Origin of the sequence: Corynebacterium sp. NML140438, assembly GCF_001875725.1 — a bacterium.
Taxonomy (GTDB): Bacteria; Actinomycetota; Actinomycetes; order Mycobacteriales; family Mycobacteriaceae; genus Corynebacterium.
In genome coordinates, this window is sequence record NZ_MLCQ01000029.1 from 283,864 (window position 1) to 298,982 (window position 15,119).

At 58.7% G+C, this 15,119-nt stretch carries 18 protein-coding genes; 8 read left to right on the plus strand and 10 right to left on the minus strand.

The window, feature by feature from the left end:
- Window positions 1-2: 2 nt before the first annotated feature.
- Genes rpsS through rpsJ form a run of 6 tightly spaced genes read right to left on the minus strand, consistent with a single transcriptional unit; the run spans window position 3 to window position 3,124 of the window.
- The gene (rpsS, locus tag BJP08_RS09950; protein WP_070363102.1) at window positions 3-278 is read right to left on the minus strand and encodes a 30S ribosomal protein S19; all 276 of its coding nucleotides are present in this window, start codon (window positions 276-278) and stop codon (window positions 3-5) included.
- Between the two features lie 16 nt (window positions 279-294).
- Window positions 295-1,134 (minus strand): 50S ribosomal protein L2, encoded by an 840-nt coding sequence (gene rplB / locus BJP08_RS09955; protein WP_071567404.1) that lies wholly within the window; start codon window positions 1,132-1,134, stop codon window positions 295-297.
- 25 nt (window positions 1,135-1,159) lie between these two features.
- The gene (gene rplW, locus BJP08_RS09960) at window positions 1,160-1,465 is read right to left on the minus strand and encodes a 50S ribosomal protein L23 (protein ID WP_070363104.1); all 306 of its coding nucleotides are present in this window, start codon (window positions 1,463-1,465) and stop codon (window positions 1,160-1,162) included.
- Complete coding sequence (gene rplD, locus BJP08_RS09965; protein WP_071567405.1) at window positions 1,466-2,122, minus strand: 50S ribosomal protein L4; 657 nt, start codon at window positions 2,120-2,122, stop codon at window positions 1,466-1,468.
- On the minus strand, window positions 2,119-2,775 hold the full coding sequence (rplC, locus tag BJP08_RS09970) for a 50S ribosomal protein L3 (RefSeq protein ID WP_070363106.1): 657 nt from the start codon (window positions 2,773-2,775) through the stop codon (window positions 2,119-2,121). Before rplC ends, rplD begins: the two co-directional genes overlap by 4 nt.
- 43 nt (window positions 2,776-2,818) lie before the next feature.
- A complete protein-coding gene (gene rpsJ, locus BJP08_RS09975) occupies window positions 2,819-3,124 on the minus strand; it encodes a 30S ribosomal protein S10 (RefSeq protein WP_003848085.1) in 306 nt (101 codons plus the stop codon).
- Between the two features lie 563 nt (window positions 3,125-3,687).
- On the opposite strand from rpsJ, the gene BJP08_RS09980 reads away from it, so the two are divergent.
- The 6 genes from BJP08_RS09980 to BJP08_RS10005 are packed head-to-tail and all read left to right on the plus strand — an operon-like array spanning window position 3,688 to window position 6,681.
- On the plus strand, window positions 3,688-4,182 hold the full coding sequence (locus BJP08_RS09980) for an Asp23/Gls24 family envelope stress response protein (protein WP_071569412.1): 495 nt from the start codon (window positions 3,688-3,690) through the stop codon (window positions 4,180-4,182).
- 2 nt (window positions 4,183-4,184) lie between these two features.
- Complete coding sequence (locus BJP08_RS09985) at window positions 4,185-4,496, plus strand: hypothetical protein (protein ID WP_071569413.1); 312 nt, start codon at window positions 4,185-4,187, stop codon at window positions 4,494-4,496.
- A gap of 58 nt (window positions 4,497-4,554) precedes the next feature.
- A complete protein-coding gene (locus BJP08_RS09990; protein WP_071567408.1) occupies window positions 4,555-4,755 on the plus strand; it encodes a hypothetical protein in 201 nt (66 codons plus the stop codon).
- Complete coding sequence (locus tag BJP08_RS09995) at window positions 4,755-5,540, plus strand: Asp23/Gls24 family envelope stress response protein (RefSeq protein ID WP_071569414.1); 786 nt, start codon at window positions 4,755-4,757, stop codon at window positions 5,538-5,540. The genes BJP08_RS09990 and BJP08_RS09995 overlap by 1 nt, the downstream gene beginning before the upstream one ends.
- Window positions 5,527-6,120 (plus strand): hypothetical protein, encoded by a 594-nt coding sequence (locus tag BJP08_RS10000; protein ID WP_143110097.1) that lies wholly within the window; start codon window positions 5,527-5,529, stop codon window positions 6,118-6,120. Before BJP08_RS09995 ends, BJP08_RS10000 begins: the two co-directional genes overlap by 14 nt.
- Window positions 6,121-6,681, plus strand: coding sequence for a hypothetical protein (locus BJP08_RS10005; protein WP_071569416.1), 561 nt, complete (start codon window positions 6,121-6,123; stop codon window positions 6,679-6,681). It begins immediately after the preceding gene.
- Window positions 6,682-7,544: 863 nt separating this feature from the next.
- Here the strand turns inward: BJP08_RS10005 and tuf are convergent.
- The 4 genes from tuf to rpsL form a co-directional block, all read right to left on the minus strand.
- Window positions 7,545-8,735, minus strand: a complete 1,191-nt coding sequence (tuf, locus tag BJP08_RS10010; RefSeq protein ID WP_071569417.1) for an elongation factor Tu — start codon at window positions 8,733-8,735, stop codon at window positions 7,545-7,547.
- A gap of 311 nt (window positions 8,736-9,046) precedes the next feature.
- The gene (gene fusA / locus BJP08_RS10015) at window positions 9,047-11,167 is read right to left on the minus strand and encodes an elongation factor G (RefSeq protein WP_071569418.1); all 2,121 of its coding nucleotides are present in this window, start codon (window positions 11,165-11,167) and stop codon (window positions 9,047-9,049) included.
- A gap of 240 nt (window positions 11,168-11,407) precedes the next feature.
- Window positions 11,408-11,875, minus strand: a complete 468-nt coding sequence (gene rpsG / locus BJP08_RS10020; RefSeq protein WP_071569419.1) for a 30S ribosomal protein S7 — start codon at window positions 11,873-11,875, stop codon at window positions 11,408-11,410.
- A gap of 6 nt (window positions 11,876-11,881) precedes the next feature.
- Window positions 11,882-12,253, minus strand: coding sequence for a 30S ribosomal protein S12 (gene rpsL / locus BJP08_RS10025; protein ID WP_071567415.1), 372 nt, complete (start codon window positions 12,251-12,253; stop codon window positions 11,882-11,884).
- Between the two features lie 404 nt (window positions 12,254-12,657).
- On the opposite strand from rpsL, the gene BJP08_RS10030 reads away from it, so the two are divergent.
- On the plus strand, window positions 12,658-14,445 hold the full coding sequence (locus tag BJP08_RS10030) for a ribonucleoside triphosphate reductase (RefSeq protein ID WP_071569420.1): 1,788 nt from the start codon (window positions 12,658-12,660) through the stop codon (window positions 14,443-14,445).
- Window positions 14,411-15,073: an anaerobic ribonucleoside-triphosphate reductase activating protein gene (locus tag BJP08_RS10035; RefSeq protein ID WP_071569589.1), complete on the plus strand. Its 663-nt coding sequence runs from the start codon at window positions 14,411-14,413 to the stop codon at window positions 15,071-15,073. Before BJP08_RS10030 ends, BJP08_RS10035 begins: the two co-directional genes overlap by 35 nt.
- Window positions 15,074-15,119: the final 46 nt, after the last annotated feature.

Sequence of the window (15,119 nt, forward strand, 5' to 3'; positions counted from 1 at the left end):
GCTTATCGACGTCCCTTCTGTTCCTTGACGTGACCCTTAAAGGTCTTGGTTGGTGCAAACTCGCCGAGCTTGTGGCCGACCATGGACTCGTCGACAAACACCGGGACGTGCTTACGACCGTCGTGGACGGCGAAGGTGTGTCCGATGAAATCTGGGAGAATGGTCGAACGGCGAGACCAGGTCTTGATTACCTGCTTGGTGCCGGCATCGTTCTGAGCGTCCACCTTGTTGAGGAGGTGCTCATCGACGAACGGGCCTTTCTTTAGGCTACGTGGCATGTCTTACTACCTCCTCTTAACGCTTCTTGCTCTTCGAGCGACGACGTCGCACGATCATGTTGTTTGAGTAACGGTTTGGGTTGCGGGTGCGAACTTCCTTCTTGCCCCATGGGGACACTGGGTGACGACCACCGGAAGTCTTACCTTCACCACCACCGTGTGGGTGGTCCACAGGGTTCATGACAACACCGCGGACCGTTGGGCGCCAGCCCTTCCAGCGCATACGGCCAGCCTTGCCCCAGCGGATGTTGATCTGGTCAGCGTTGCCGACCTCACCAACGGTTGCGCGACAACGGATGTCCACGCGACGGATTTCGGAGGATGGCATACGCAGCACTGCGTAGGAGCCTTCCTTACCGAGGAGCTGGATCGAAGCGCCAGCGGAGCGAGCAAGCTTGGCACCTGCGCCTGGCTTGAGCTCGACTGCGTGGATCGTCGTACCGGTCGGGATGTTGCGCAGTGGCAGGTTGTTGCCAACCTTGATGTCGGCGTTAGGGCCGGCCTCGAGGACGGCGCCCTGCTTCAGGCCCTTCGGAGCGATGATGTAGCGCTTCTCACCGTCGTAGTAGTGGAGCAACGCGATGTTTGCGGTGCGGTTCGGGTCGTACTCAATGTGAGCAACCTTTGCCAGCACGCCATCCTTGTCCGAACGACGGAAGTCAATCACGCGGTAACGACGCTTGTGGCCGCCACCACGGTGACGAGTGGTGATGTGGCCGTGCGTGTTACGGCCACCCTTCTTCGGGAGCGGGCGCAGCAGCGACTTTTCCGGAGTGGAGCGAGTGAGCTCCTCGAACTCCGAAACAGAGCTGGCACGGCGACCCGGGGTTGTCGGCTTGTACTTACGAATAGCCATATTTTGTCCTTTTCTATCGAGTCACTTAGACGGCTGCGCCGCCGAAGATGTCGATGGGATCGCTGCCCTCGCGGAGAGTAACGTAGGCGCGCTTGGTGTCCTTGCGCTTACCGAAACCGGTGCGGGAACGCTTGCGCTTGCCCTCACGGTTCACGGTGTTCACCGAAGCGACGTCGACGCCGAAAATCTCTTCCACGGCAATCTTAATCTGGGTCTTGTTCGCAGACTTCGCTACAAAAAACGTGTAGGTGTTCTGCTCCATCAGCGCGTAGGTCTTCTCGGAGAGGACCGGCGCGATGATGATGTCGCGGGAATTCACGATCTTAGCCATTTACTTCTCCTCCTCCGCAGCTTCAGCCTTGCCACGGTTGATGAAGGTGTGCAGCGCTTCAACCGAGAACACAACGTCATCGGCGTTCAGCACGTCGTAGGTGTTCAGCTGCGCCGGCTCAAGAATGGTGACGCCCGGCAGGTTCCTTGCGGACAGACGGGAGTTGACATCCTCACGGCCGATCACGAGCAGCACCGACTTACGGTCAGTCAGACGCTCAATGAACGTACGAGCGGACTTGGTCGAAGGCTTCTGGCCTGGAACAAGCTCCTCAATGAGGTGGATACGCTCGTTGCGAACACGATCAGTCAGCGCACCAGCAAGTGCAGCCTTGATCATCTTCTTCGGGGTGCGCTGCGCGTAGGAACGCGGCTGCGGCCCGTGAACAATGCCACCACCGGTGAAGTGTGGCGCGCGGATCGAGCCCTGACGAGCGCGACCGGTGCCCTTCTGGCGGAATGGCTTCTTACCACCACCGCGGACCATGCCGCGGGTCTTGGTGGCGTGAGTACCCTGACGAGCGGCTGCCAGCTGAGCTGTCACAACCTGGTGCATCAGGGGGATGGAAGCTTCACGGTCAAAAAGTTCTGCCGGAAGCTCAACGGAACCGTTGGTCTTTCCGTCTGCGGTGTGGACGTTCAACGTCAGGTTCGTCATGCGTGAGCACCGCCCTTCACTGCGGTCTTGACGGTAACAACGGAACCCTTCGCACCAGGGATAGCACCCTTGATGAGGAGGAGGTTGTTGTCGCCGTCGATGCGTTGAATCTTCAGGTTCTGGGTAGTAACGCGGTTACCGCCCATACGGCCAGCCATGCGCTTGCCCTTGAACACGCGACCCGGCGTAGACGCGCCACCAATGCCGCCAACGCGACGGTGAGCGGCCTGGTTACCGTGTGCAGCACCCTGGCCAGCGAAGCCGTGACGCTTCATTGCACCGGCAAAGCCGTGGCCCTTGGTGGTACCTGCAACGTCGACGAAGACGTCGCCATCAAACAGGTTGACGGTGATCTCTTGGCCGAGTTCGTACGCAGAGGTGTCATCCATACGGATTTCAGCTACGTAGCGACGTGGGGTGACGCCAGCCTTCTTGAAGTGGCCAGCCTCTGGCTTGTTCGTCTTACGGGGATCGATGTCACCGTAAGCAATCTGGATGGCGGAGTAGCCATCAGTCTCTGGTGTACGGATCTGGGTGACCACGCACGGCCCAGCCTCAACGACGGTAACCGGGATAACACGGTTCTCGTCGTCGAAGATCTGGGTCATGCCGAGCTTGGTGCCCAGGATGCCCTTGATCTGGTTATCAGACATGTATTAGTTCTCCACTACTTACAGGTTGTCGGATCTCTAGTGATTACTGGATGTTCACGTCAACGCTTGCAGGAAGGTCGATACGCATAAGCGCGTCAACCGTCTTTGGCGTCGGATCGAGAATGTCGATGAGACGCTTGTGCGTGCGCATCTCAAAGTGCTCGCGAGAGTCCTTGTACTTGTGGGGAGAACGAATAACGGCGTACACGTTCTTCTCTGTGGGCAACGGCACCGGTCCAACGACGCGGGCACCCGTGCGGGTGACCGTCTCAACGATCTTCTTCGCGGATGCGTCGATCGCTTCGTGGTCGTAGGCCTTCAGCCTGATGCGGATCTTCTGTCCCGCCACGCTTACCTCTTCCTCGCATCCCCACATTCTGAACGAAGCGGTGGGGTTGTAGCTTCTAGTTTCTCTATAACGTTGTCCGGGCTGGGCCCATGGCTCAACGCCAGTGTCGTTTTCATTGACTGTTTGACACTTCCGGAAGGTGAACGACGCGACAAAAAACTGCGCGTTTACTTCAGTGCTTCCGCCTCGACGCGCGGGGCGTCGGGGTGTCAGACTCGGAAGGGTGCGTGACCCTTGCGTACTGCCGCTGTTTATTTGCCATGTCCCTTCTCCGGTTTCTCACCTAGTTAACCTAGATAAAAACCTTCTTTGGAAGGTGTCATGTTTACCTCACCATCACAACCATGCGACCGTCATGTTGAGGCAACCCGAGTATTAAAACACGTTCTCGCAAGAAGCGCAACCCCTTTCGCGCATTATTTCAATTTGATTGCAGTGCTGTATCCATTCAGTACATTTTGCATCGATGCGGGCATGTCCGGGGCTTGCTGTGTACCCTGGGTATTTACACGGGCCTTTGTCCGTCGTATTTTTCTTTATCCATATATATGAAGGGATTTTTCATGGCCGACCACAATGCAACCCAGAACACCCCAGCTACCACCGAGGCGAAGGAGACGGAGCAAATCCGCACGCGCAACTCCAACCTTGAGACTGATCATGGCACCACAATGATCGACGACAACGTCGTCGGCAAGATCGCGGGCATTGCTGCTCGCGAGGTGTCCGGTGTGTACAACCTTGGTGGTGGCGCAGCCCGCATGTGGGGCGCTGTCCGTGAGTCGCTGACCTCCTCTACCAACGTGCAGCAGGGTGTCGATGTCGCTGTCGAAGACGGTCACGCATCCGTCGCCGTCGCAATTATCGCGGAGTACGGCGTCGCAATCCACGAGCTTGCAAATGCTATCCGCGAGAACATCACGGTCGCTGTCACCCGCATGACTGGCCTCATTGTTGACCGCGTCGATGTCACAGTTCACGACGTCCACCTGCCGGAGCAGGACAACGAGGAGTCCAACGAGGCAGCCTACAACGCTAACCAGGCACTGGCTCAGTAGTTATGGCGTACACCTCCGTTAGCCGCGAGGTAGCCGAAGCCGCCCGGGACGCCATCTTGGCCATCCCCGGCGTGGCCGGTATGCACGGCGGGTACTTCGGCGAAGTTGCCCTCCTCCTGCCCGGTGGACGGATCGAGGGGCTGAAACCGGCATCACGATCCTCTGCGCCAAACCTCCGCGGCCTAGAAGTGAACTTTATCTACGACGTTTCGAGCGAACGGGACATCCCCTCCGTCGCCGACGACGTACGCACCGCCGCCCTACGCGCCACCGATGTCGACTTCGTCGATGTTGTTGTCGCCGACGCCGCATGAAACTGCCCTCCGAGGCAGTCCGCGTTGCGTACCCACAACAAAATTTAAGTGGTGAACTATGAACTTTCTATCCAACAAAGCGCTAACCGGTGTCATTATCGGCATTATCGTCGCGTTCTTCGTTACCTTCGGTGGTGGACTCGGACTGCTGTGGCTCGTCCTGTTCTCCGTCATTGGTGGCATCGTAGGCGCGCAGCTCGACGGCAAGCTGGACCTTGCAGAGATCCTGAGCACCAGCTCAGGTAAGGGTCGGAGCTAATGGCGTCGAACCAGTTCCACCTCAGCGAACGTGTGATTGCACAGATCGCTGAGGTGGCGGCTTCGTCAGTGCCGGGCACGATCGAAATGGACGCGAAGCTTGCAGGTCTGGCGGGCCGCAGCTTTCCCCAAATCGATGTCCGCCTGGACCGAGTTTCAGGCACCGCGGCCGTCGAAGCCGAGATCGCTACTACCTACCCTGCCCCCATCGCCGCCATCACGGACGCCGTGCGCTCGACGATCATTTCGCACATCCGCACCTTGACCGGCTTGGATGTTTCCAGCGTCAATATCGAGGTCGCGAATGTCACTGCGAACGCAGGCACACCCGTCTCCTGGGATGACGTTACGAATCACCAATCCTTCATCATCCCAACTCCACTGAAGGTCAAGCCTTTAGAGGTGGAGTCCCCGAAGACAAAGGAGCCAGAGCCGCTGCAGGAGATCGTCGCCCACTCGCTTGTCGACGACCTCAAAGCCACCCGCGTTCCTACACCAACGGCCGTAGCGTCCGTCGCTGCGCCGAAGCCACACCCTGTCCGCACAGAAGGGTTCGAGGTGCAGCCGCCCCGAGTATTCCGTCCACGCACGCCGGAACCTGTACAGGTGCGTGGCGTGCAGACACGCACACAGCGCGCATACAGCCCGAATGTCCCGGTTCCGGCGCCTCTCAAGCCAGTTCGTGTGAAGCGAGCTACGACTCCGAAGCCGGTAGCGGCTCCGCAGCCGCAGCCACTTCGCGAAATCACAATCAAACCGGCGGTGAAGTACTATGACCGAACCTAATACCCCCGTTGCCGCAGTAGGCCCACACCCTGCAGTCGCACCGAAAGCCAGCCCGGTAGCTCGCTGGCTCAGCGTTCTCGTCGGCCTGGTCTTCCTCGGGGGAGCCGTAGTGGCTGGCCACGACGCTTGGGCTCGACTCCAAGAAACGAGCGACCAACCAGAGTGGCTCACCGAGCTCTACGACCAGTTGACGCTGCAGCTCATTGACATCACGTGGGTAGCCGTCGCCGTCGGCATCGTTGTGATGGTGGTGGGATTGGCACTCGTGGTTGCGGCATTGAAGCCACGCCAAAAAACGCATCTGCGCGTACAGTCACCGGTTTCTATCTGGACGCGACCGGTGGATCTTGCGCGCAAATCAACGTTCCTCGCAACGTCACAGTTCGGAGCAAACCACGCGCGCACCAAAGCGGACCGCAAGAAAATGACGCTCACAATGCAGAGCGACGCGCCCCGCCCCGAGGTCGAACAGCAGGCTCAGGAAGCACTCGTTGGCGAGTTCCAACGTTTGGAGCAACTGCCTACCATCACCATCAAGACCGAAGCGCCAGCGCCAGCTGCAGACCAGGAGGCGAACTAAATGACCAAGACAATTGCGTTCTTTGACCGCCTACTCGTCTTCATTCTAGGTATCCTCTTGCTCTGCTTCGGGTTCATTCCACTCACCTACTTCTGGGACATCCCCTACGTAAGCGAATGGACCCAACAGGTCAACCCAGCGGTGATTGGCAACCTCCCCTATCGCTCCTGGTACAACACCGCCCTGATCGTCGGGGCAGTCGTATTGACCGTTGTTGGCCTGTGGGCTGTTATCGCCAACGTCCGAAGCCGAGGTTTCTCCACCCGAGAAATTACCGCGGCCGACGCCGAGCATGGCACAACCGAAATCAACGTGAAGCGAGTCGCCGAGGCTGCTTGCCACCACCTGGCGACCAACCCAATGATCAACTCAGCGGATGCCAAGGTCGCAATGGTTGAGACTCGCCCGACCATCGAATTCGTGGCAGTAGCAAACCCAGCGTTCTCACTCGATGAAGTCGCGACTGTGCTTGAAAAGGCCGACCAAGACTTCCGAATGGCGAACCACACAATGAACGTGGATACGCTCTGGAAGCTGCACTACGACCAAATAAGCGCCTAGCGCCACAAAGAGCGAAGCAGCTCCCCTCCCGCAACATAATTGCGGTTGGGGAGCCTTTCTTTGCCCGGTCACCGATCGAGCACACCAGTGTAAGGGACAATTTCTGTGTAAAGATTTGACCGCGGCCAATTTGCCGGCTTGACCGAGTCAACTACGACCAGGGTAAGCTGCGCGGTGCGGCAGCTGCGGCAAGCACCGGATGCCCTCCGCGCTGGGACAGCCGGCTTAAGGGACATTTTGTGTGTACAAATCTATCCGGTTTCCCGGGATGACCTCGACCAACAACCCAATATGGTTTTCAAAACAATGACATTCGTCCGTTTTGAGAAATCAACACCGAATGACGTCTGGTGTGTGGTATGGACTCTGCGGGTATTGCAGGGCCCAGCCGAGACTTTAGGGGACAAGAACCAGCCGCCAACGCGCGTTGGGGGCGGCGTATACGGCCAGAAAGACGAGCAAAGCCCTTGACGTGCACAATTCCGGCCATATCGAAGGAAGGGCTGAGTATTGCCACCCTCCTGTACCTACACAGCCTCTATGCCGTTTAACGGTATGCGCGGCTTCTAGCCATGTCCTTGAGCGAGCTGGCATACAGCTTGGGGTGGGAGGTGAGCTTGCGTGCGTGGTGTCCTGGATGGGCGGCCGAAAGAATTCGATACCGGCATTGATAGTCAGTGGAACCCCAGCTTAGGCGTGAGAAAAGGGTGGGCCGGACGCAGTTAGTTACACACAAAATGTCCCTTAAGCCGGACAGCCGCTCCCCACAAGCCCGCTGCCAGCCGTATCGCCTGGCAGCGGGCATAGAAAAAGGTCACTCCCCCTAGTGGGGAGTGACCTTTACGTCACGCTATCGGACTAAATTAGTCGAGGATCTTGGTGACACGGCCAGCGCCGACGGTGCGGGAGCCCTCGCGGATAGCGAAGCGCAGGCCCTCGTCCATTGCGACTGGGTGGATCAGCTCGACGGACATGTCGACGTTGTCGCCAGGCATGACCATCTCGGTGCCCTCAGGCAGGTGCACAACACCGGTAACGTCGGTGGTGCGGAAGTAGAACTGAGGACGGTAGTTGTCGAAGAATGGCGTGTGGCGGCCACCCTCGTCCTTGGACAGGACGTAGACAGAACCCTCGAACTTGGAGTGAGGGGTGTAAGCGCCCGGCTTGATGACAACCTGGCCACGCTCAACGTCCTCACGCTTCAGGCCACGGAGCAGCAGAGCTGCGTTGTCGCCAGCCTCAGCGGTGTCGAGAAGCTTGTTGAACATCTCGATGGAGGTGACGGTGGTCTTGGTGGACTTCTCGCGGATACCGATGATCTCAACCTCGTCGTTGAGGTTCAGGACGCCACGCTCAACACGGCCGGTCACAACGGTACCGCGGCCGGAAATGGTGAAGATATCCTCGATCGGCATCAGGAAGTCACGATCGGTCTCGCGGACTGGGTCCGGGATGGAGTTGTCGCAAGCGTCCATGAGCTCAACGATGGACTCAACCCACTTCTCCTCGCCCTCAAGAGCCTTCAGAGCGGAGATGTGAACGATTGGAGCCTCTTCGTCGTAGTCCTGCTCGGCGAGCAGCTCACGAACTTCCATCTCGACGAGCTCGATGATTTCCTCATCGTCGACCATGTCGCACTTGTTCAGCGCAACGAGGATGTAAGGAACGCCAACCTGGCGAGCAAGCAGAACGTGCTCGCGAGTCTGAGGCATCGGGCCGTCAGTAGCAGCAACAACGAGGATTGCGCCGTCCATCTGAGCAGCACCGGTGATCATGTTCTTGATGTAGTCAGCGTGGCCCGGAGCATCCACGTGAGCGTAGTGACGCTTCGGGGTGGTGTACTCGACGTGGGAAATGTTAATGGTAATGCCGCGCTCGCGCTCTTCCGGCGCCTTGTCAATCGCGTCGTACGCGAAGGACTTGTTCTCCTCCGGGTACTTGTCAGCGAGCACCTTGGTGATAGCAGCCGTGGTGGTCGTCTTACCGTGGTCGACGTGACCAATGGTACCGATGTTGACGTGCGGCTTTGTACGTTCGAACTTTGCCTTTGCCACTGTATGTCCTCCTAGGACTTCATGGTGGCTACGACCTTCGCAGCCACGTGGTTTACATTTGCCTTTGCCTTCGAAAAGGCGTCGGCTCATTCACAATGTGCCAGTTACCTGATCCTAGAGATTCGCGGCCTGATTTTCAAACCGTCAGACCGAAAATTCCGGGACCATTCGTCGCGAGTAACGGCCGGCTCAAACCACCACGCCAAAAGTGTGGCAGCCCCAGCACGGCCGCTACTTGCGACCGCCCTGCTCCCTTCAACCGATTAGCCTTGCTGGCACGCGAAGCTGGTCGTCGAGAAGCAGGGAAACGACTAGTTGCCGTTACGCGCGTCGATGATTTCCTGCGCGACGTTGGAAGGAACCTCACCGTAGGAGTCGAACACCATGGTGTAGTTCGCGCGGCCCTGCGTCTTGGAACGCAGGTCGCCAACGTAGCCGAACATCTGGGACAGCGGGACAACAGCCTTGACGACCTTTGCGCCAGAGCGGTCGTCCATCGAGTTGACCTGACCACGACGGGAGTTCAGGTCACCGATGACGTCGCCCATGTACTCCTCAGGCGTGACAACCTCAACAGCCATCAGCGGCTCGAGAAGCACTGGCTTCGCCTTAGCGACGGCCTCCTTGAGCACCTGCGAACCAGCCATCTTGAAGGCCATTTCGGAGGAGTCAACTTCGTGGTAGGCACCGTCTTCGAGGGTCGCCTTGATGTTGACCAGCGGGTAGCCAGCGAGGTAGCCGTACTGCATCGCATCCTGAATACCAGCGTCGACGGAAGGGATGTATTCCTTCGGAACACGACCACCAGTGACCGCGTTGACGAACTGGTACGTTGCGCTCTCGCCCTCTTCCAGGGTCTCCGGATCCGGGTTGTAAGGCTCGATGGTAACGATAACCTTCGCGAACTGACCCGAACCACCAGTCTGCTTCTTGTGGGTGTAGTCCAGGGACTCCACCTTCTTGCGGATGGTCTCGCGGTATGCCACCTGTGGGGAACCAATGTTCGCCTCAACCTTGAACTCGCGCTTCATGCGGTCCACGAGGACGTCGAGGTGGAGCTCGCCCATGCCGCCGATGACGGTCTGGCCGGTCTCGTCGTCGAGGTGAACAGTGAAGGTTGGGTCCTCCTCAGAGAGCTTCTGGATAGCCGTACCCAGCTTCTCCTGGTCAGCCTTGGTCTTTGGCTCAATGGCGACCTGGATAACCGGATCCGGGAAGTCCATGGACTCGAGGATGATCGGGTGGTCAGGGTTGCACAGGGTATCACCGGTGGTGGTGTGCTTCAGACCAATGAACGCGTAGATGTTGCCGGCGTCAGCATGCTCAACCGGGTTCTCCTTGTTCGCGTGCATCTGGAAGAGCTTACCGACACGCTCACGCTGCTGCTTCGTGGAGTTCAGCATGTTCTCGCCCGGAATGGCCTGGCCAGAGTAGACACGCACGTAGGTCAGCTTACCGAAGAATGGGTGAACCGCGATCTTGAATGCAAGAGCGGAGAACGGCTCGTCGACGGAAGGCTTACGGGTCAGGTCGCCCTCACCGTCGAGGGCGGTGCCGTGAACCTCACCGATGTCCAGCGGGGACGGCAGGTAATCGACGATAGCGTCCAGCACAGGCTCGACACCCTTGTTGCGGTACGCAGTACCACAGAAGACTGGGTAGACTTCCGAATTCACGGTGAGCTTACGGATACCAGCCTTCAGCTCCTCAATCGTGAGCTCTTCGCCACCGAAGTACTTCTCCATGAGCTCTTCGTCGGACTCAGCAACGGTCTCGACGAGCTTCTCGCGGTACTCCTCAGCCTTCGCCTTCAGATCCTCCGGAATCTCGGTGATCTGCGCAGGGGTGCCGGTCTCAACCTTGCCAGGCCACAGCATCGCCTTCATCTCGAGAAGGTCGACAACGCCGTCGAAGTTATCCTCAGCACCGATTGGCAGCTGCATTACCAACGGCTTCGCGCCGAGACGGTCAACGATCGTACCGACGGTGTAGTAGAAGTCAGCGCCCAGCTTGTCCATCTTGTTGACGAAGCAGATACGCGGGACGTCGTACTTCGCAGCCTGGCGCCACACCTGCTCGGACTGCGGCTCAACGCCTTCCTTGCCGTCGAACACAGCAACTGCGCCGTCGAGTACGCGCAGGGAACGCTCAACCTCAACGGTGAAGTCCACGTGACCCGGCGTGTCGATAATGTTGATCTGGTTATTATTCCAGAAGCAGGTCACGGCAGCAGACGTAATGGTGATGCCGCGCTCTTTCTCCTGCTCCATCCAGTCAGTAGTTGCGCCACCGTCGTGGGTCTCGCCAACCTTGCGGTTAATACCGGTGTAGAACAGAATGCGCTCTGTCGTGGTGGTCTTACCAGCATCGATGTGCGCCATGATGCCGATGTTGCGGACCTTGTGCAGGTCCTTAAGCACTTCTTGTGCCACGTTATTTACCCCAACTTAAAAGTCGTCGACGTGCTGCACACGTCTTGGCGAATATTTACCTAGTTCATTGTGCCACTGTTTGCCCATGATGGGCAGTGCCAGCCAGAAAATCACCACAAAACAAAAACCCGGACGCCGCACGTGCACCCACATTGGTGGGTGCACACGTATGCAATTGTGCACACGCCGTCCGTGTCAGCATGGTCCGGGGAATTTGCTTCATAGATAACCTACCGGCGACTACCAGCGGTAGTGAGCAAACGCACGGTTTGCCTCAGCCATCTTGTGGACATCCTCGCGACGCTTCACGGATGCACCCAAACCGTTAGACGCGTCCAGGATCTCATTTGCGAGACGCTCGATCATCGAGTTCTCACGACGCTGGCGCGTGAAAGTGACCATCCAGCGCAGAGCCAGAGTGGTGGAGCGAACCGGCTTGACCTCTACCGGAACCTGGTAGGTAGCGCCACCGACACGGCGGGAACGAACCTCAAGGTCAGGGCGGATGTTGCCAAGTGCCTTTTCCAAGGTGCCGACCGGATCGGTGCCGGTCTTCTCGCGGCAGATCTCAAGCGCGCCGTAGACGATGCGCTCAGCGGTGGACTTCTTACCGTCGAGAAGCACCTTATTGACCAGCTGAGTCACAAGTTCAGAGTTGTATACCGGGTCCTTAACGATGGGACGCTTCGGAGCTTGCTGCTTACGCATTTCTGATTACTGTCCCTTCTTTGCGCCGTAGCGGGAACGAGCCTGCTTACGATCCTTGACACCCTGGGTATCCAAGGAGCCACGAACAATCTTGTAGCGAACACCCGGGAGGTCCTTCACACGACCACCACGGACGAGCACCATGGAGTGCTCCTGGAGGTTGTGACCCTCACCCGGAATGTATGCAGAGACCTCGATACCGGAGCTCAGACGAACACGAGCAACCTTACGGAGTGCCGAGTTCGGCTTCTTCGGCGTGGTGGTGTACACACGGGTGCACACACCACGACGCTGCGGGGAACCCTTCAGCGCTGCAGTTGCTACCTTGCCACGCTTGTCGTGGCGGCCCTTGCGGACCAGCTGCTGGATAGTTGGCATTAATTTTCCTTCTAAGTTTTTACGCCACGGCGGCATTCGCCTGAACATGCAAAAATGAGGGCTCTTTCCCGGGGCCCTGCCGCACGTCCAGAACGCCCCGCCACGTTAATGCGAAAACGATCAGACACTTCACCTTGAGAGGGTGAACCGTCCGATACGGTACCACGCTCACTACCGATTGCGCAATACAAGCGCCGCACCCAGTTCAACTTCCCCCAATCGAGGGTGCACCAAGGGATGGCCCCCCACCACTACACCTACCCCCCGCTGATCCATTACCCGTGGGGCCAGCAGTCCAAAACTACCACATCTAGTATCCCCAGCACCTTTTGTGTCCATATCTACTAAATGCGATCAATGGAATTACAGCTATGTTAGTAACGAACCGAGAGAAAGGAACCCTCATGGCCGCAACCAACCAGGTCGACCCACGCGCCACGATCAACGAATACCTTCACCGCGCCGACTGGCGCATCAACGCTAACGCAAACCAGGACTACTCACTCGGCGGAATGATCCTCAACTCCGCCGGAAAGATCACCGCCAACTATTGGCTCGACGAAGTCTTTTCCGACGCCGCCGGCAACGCCCACCGCAACGGCGACCTCCACATCCACGACCTAGACATGCTCTCCGGATACTGCGCAGGGTGGTCGTTGCGGCAGCTCCTCGAAGAAGGTTTCGGAGGAGTACCAGGCACGATTTCCTCCAACCCCCCAAAGCATTTCTCCTCCGCATGCGGGCAGGTGGTCAACTTCCTCGGCACGTTGCAGAACGAGTGGGCTGGCGCTCAAGCGTTTTCGAGCTTCGATACCTACATGGCACCGTTTATTCGGCTGGATTCCCTGTCGTACGAGGACGTCCTGCAGCACATGCAAGAGTTCGTATTTAACCTCAACGTGCCATCCCGATGGGGCACGCAGACCCCATTTACGAACCTCACCTTCGACTGGACATGCCCGGAGGACCTCGCGGACCAAACCCCGTTCATCGGAGGCGAGCCGGTCGACTTCACCTACGGCGAACTCCAATATGAGATGGACATGATCAACCGCGCGTTCATCGAAGTCATGTCCCAAGGCGACGCCGACGGTCGCCCATTCACGTTCCCGATCCCCACCTACAACATCACAACAGATTTCGACTGGGACTCCCCAAACGCCGAGGCCTTGTTCACCATGACGGGTAAGTACGGCCTCCCCTACTTCCAAAACTTCCTCAACTCCGATTTGGACCCCGGCATGATTCGCTCAATGTGCTGCCGCCTCCAACTCGACCTACGCGAACTGCTGAAGCGTGGCAACGGCCTGTTCGGTTCCGCAGAGCTCACTGGCTCCATCGGCGTGGTGACCCTGAACTGCGCACGTCTCGGGTACCTTTTCCCAAACGACGAAGACGCACTGCTTCACAGGGTTGACGAGTTGATCGAAGTGGCCGTCGATACGCTCGAGCGTCGCCGAGCGTTTGTGCAAGAGTGCTTCGACAAGGGGCTGTACCCGTACACGAAGCGTTGGCTGCCTGGGTTCGACAATCACTTCACCACCATTGGCGTCAACGGCTGCAACGAGATGGTGAGAAATTTCACCCGGGACACCTACGACATCACCGACCCCCAAGGCCACGCGCTGGTGTTGCGTCTGCTTGACCACATCAATACCCGCATCACCGAAGCCCAGGAACACACCGGTCACCTGTACAACCTTGAAGCCTCCCCTGCGGAGGGCGCAACGTACCGCTTCGCACGCGAAGACCGCGCACGCTACCCCGGCATTATTCAGGCTGGCACCGAGGAACAGCCTTACTACACCAATTCTTCACAGCTTCCGGTGGCTCACACCCCGGACCCGTTCGCTGCACTCGCCGCGCAAGAAGATCTGCAGACCAAATACACCGGCGGCACAGTGCTGCACCTGTACATGGGCGCCGCAATGTCCAGCGGGGAAGCCACTGCGAAGCTTGTACGCCGCAGCCTGGAGACATTCCGCCTGCCGTACATCACCATCACGCCGACGTTCTCCATCTGTTCAAACCACGGCTATATCTCGGGCGAGCACCCGGAGTGCCCGCACTGTGGCACAACTACCGAGATGTGGACGCGCGTGATGGGTTACTTCCGTCCCGTGCAGAGCTTCAACACTGGTAAGAAGGGTGAGTTCGCTGAGCGCCACTACTTCGCCGAAGCATACGCCTAGCCTCCCGGTGGCGGGGATCATTCCATTTTCCGCCACCGATTGGCCAGGGCGCCTGACCGTCACCGCGTTTACACAGGGCTGCCCGCTGCGGTGCAGCTACTGCCACAACCCGGCGCTCCAGGGATTCAAGCCGGGCGCGCATGATTTCTCAGAAGTCCTCGACTTGCTGCGTGCACGCCGCGGGCTTATCGACGCCCTCGTCATTTCCGGCGGTGAACCGTTGGCTTGCGCGGGCCTCGGTGAGGCGATCGCGGCGACACACGGCATCGGTTTCGCCGTTGGGCTGCACACCAGTGGCTACGCACCCGCGCGGCTTCGCACGCTGCTGTCCGACGCTTCTACCCGCCCCGACTGGATCGGGTTCGACGTGAAAGCGCTTCCAGAAGACTTGCCGTCGGTTGCTGGTGTATCCAACGCGGTGGCTGCAAGGATGTGGGAAAGCCTGGACCTCGTATGCGGCGCCGCCCGTGAGCACGGGATGGGGCTTCAGCTCCGTACTACGCTGTGGCCGGGCTCCGTGATTGAGCAGCACCTTGCCCAGTTGCAGGGCGCTGTCGCACAGCGCGGCCATGAACTCGTGCTGCAGTGGGCTCGCGGGGTAGACGACCGCGGCGTCTACAGCGCCTAACGCAACGCGCCCCACCTCCCTCGTTTCAGGGTGGTGGGGCGCTGGT